The organism is Falsihalocynthiibacter sp. S25ZX9 (assembly GCF_041205405.1).
Classification (GTDB): domain Bacteria; phylum Pseudomonadota; class Alphaproteobacteria; order Rhodobacterales; family Rhodobacteraceae; genus Falsihalocynthiibacter; species Falsihalocynthiibacter arcticus.
Map to the genome: position 1 here is coordinate 1 of NZ_JBGFCD010000039.1, position 2500 is coordinate 2500.

Below are 2500 nucleotides of genomic sequence, written 5' to 3' on the forward strand. Positions count from 1 at the left end.
TGGTTGCGGGAGTCAGATTTGAACTGACGACCTTCAGGTTATGAGCCTGACGAGCTACCGGGCTGCTCCATCCCGCGACGCTTAGGCATTTTGCCTTAGTTCGCATCCCAGTTTTTGTAATTTCTGGGGTTTGAGGGATCGTTTGAGAGATACGTGTTATGTTTCTTACTAGGTTTGGCGGCGACCTACTCTCCCACGTCTTAAGACGCAGTACCATTGGCGCAACAGTGCTTAACTGCCGAGTTCGGGATGGGATCGGGTGTTTCACTTGTGCCATGACCACCAAACCGAGAAAGAAACACAACACACAGTTTTAACTATCAGATTTAGTTTCACTTAAAAAAGTGTAGCTTTTGATTATTCCGCCTGAACCCTTACCAAACTTACGTTCGGGGGTCAGGTTTGTAGAAGTCTATCTTCTACTGGATCAAATCAAGCCTATCGGGCAATTAGTATCAGTCAACTGAGTGCGTTACCGCACTTACATCTCTGACCTATCGACGAGGTGGTCTACCTCGGCCCTCAGGGAGATCTTGTTTTGAAGGGGGCTTCCCGCTTAGATGCCTTCAGCGGTTATCCTGTCCGTTCATAGCTACCCAGCACTGCCATTGGCATGACAACTGGTCCACCAGTGGAACGTTCACCCCGGTCCTCTCGTACTAGGGGCAACTCTTCTCAAATCTCCTACACCCACGGCAGATAGGGACCGAACTGTCTCACGACGTTCTAAACCCAGCTCACGTACCTCTTTAAATGGCGAACAGCCATACCCTTGGGACCTGCTCCAGCCCCAGGATGAGATGAGCCGACATCGAGGTGCCAAACACTGCCGTCGATATGAGCTCTTGGGCAGTATCAGCCTGTTATCCCCGGCGTACCTTTTATCCGTTGAGCGATGGCCCTTCCACTCGGGACCACCGGATCACTATGACCGACTTTCGTCTCTGCTCGACTTGTCAGTCTCGCAGTCAGGCTGGCTTCTGCCATTGCACTCAACGACCGATTTCCGACCGGTCTGAGCCAACCTTCGCGCGCCTCCGTTACTCTTTAGGAGGCGACCGCCCCAGTCAAACTACCCACCATACAGGGTCCCGGATCCAGATAATGGACCGCGGTTAGACATCAAACAGAATTAGGGTGGTATCTCAAGGGAGGCTCCACAAAGACTAGCGTCTCTGCTTCAAAGCCTACCACCTATCCTGCACAAATTGTGTCTAATGCCAGTGTAAAGTTGTAGTGAAGGTGCACGGGGTCTTTCCGTCTAACCGCGGGAAGCCTGCATCTTGACAGGCAATTCAATTTCGCTGAGTCCACATTTGAGACAGCGGGGAAGTCGTTACGCCATTCGTGCAGGTCGGAACTTACCCGACAAGGAATTTCGCTACCTTAGGACCGTTATAGTTACGGCCGCCGTTTACCTGGGCTTCAATTCGGAGCTTGCACTCCTCCTTTTAACCTTCAGGCACCGGGCAGGCGTCAGACCCTATACGTCGTCTTACGACTTCGCAGAGCCCTATGTTTTTAGTAAACAGTCGCCACCCCCTGGTTTGTGCCCCCGACCAAGACTTGCGTCCTAATCGGGCCTCCTTCTCGCGAACTTACGGAGGTATTTTGCCGAGTTCCTTAAATGTGGTTCTCTCAAGCGCCTTGGTATTCTCTACCAGTCCACCTGTGTTGGTTTAGGGTACGATCTTAAAGAGGGGCTATTTCCAGGAACCTCTAAGCAGCTCTTTCAATCCAATAAGGAAGAACTACCTTCGAGATCCGTCACCACCTCACGGCCCAGGAATATTAACCTGGTTCCCATCGACTACGCCTTTCGGCCTCGCCTTAGGGGTCGGCTTACCCTGCTCAGATTAACTTTAAGCAGGAACCCTTGGACTTTCGGCGACAGGGTCTCTCACCCTGTTTGTCGCTACTCATGTCATCATTCTCACTAGTGATCTCTCCACCCGATGGCTCACGCCCGGGCTTCACAGAAAGCTCCTTATCCTCCACTACACCCGAAGGTGCAAAAGAGGATGGGAACTATGTCACACTACGCTCTGCTACCATGCAATAAATGCATCCTAAGCTTCGGCTCATGGCTTGAGCCCCGTTACATCTTCGCCGCAGGACAACTTAATTAGACCAGTGAGCTGTTACGCTATCTTTAAAGGATGGCTGCTTCTAAGCCAACCTCCTGGTTGTTTTGGTCGTCCCACCTGCTTTCCCACTTAGCCATGAATTAGGGGCCTTAGCTGTAGGTCAGGGTTGTTTCCCTTTTCACCATGGGCGTTAGCACCCACAGTGTGTCTGCCGGATATTACTTCTCGGTATTCGGAGTTTGATTAGGATCAGTAAGACGGTGAGTCCCCATTACCCATTCAGTGCTCTACCCCCGAGAGTATTCGTCCGACGCTCTACCTAAATAGATTTCGCAGAGAACCAGCTATCTCCGAGTTTGATTGGCCTTTCACCCCTAGGCACAACTCATCCCGACCTTTTTCAACAGGTGTGG

General features: G+C 51.4%; 1 tRNA gene and 2 rRNA genes (1 of these 3 cut by a window edge). All 3 read right to left on the reverse strand.

Going from position 1 to position 2500, the window contains the following annotated elements:
• Positions 1 to 77: transfer RNA gene (locus tag AB9F29_RS20930), tRNA-Met, on the reverse strand.
• Positions 78 to 172: 95 nt separating this feature from the next.
• Positions 173 to 287, reverse strand: a 5S ribosomal RNA gene (gene rrf / locus AB9F29_RS20935).
• A 141-nt stretch (positions 288 to 428) separates the two neighbouring features.
• Positions 429 to 2500 (reverse strand): 23S ribosomal RNA (locus AB9F29_RS20940) (it continues 761 nt past the right edge of the window).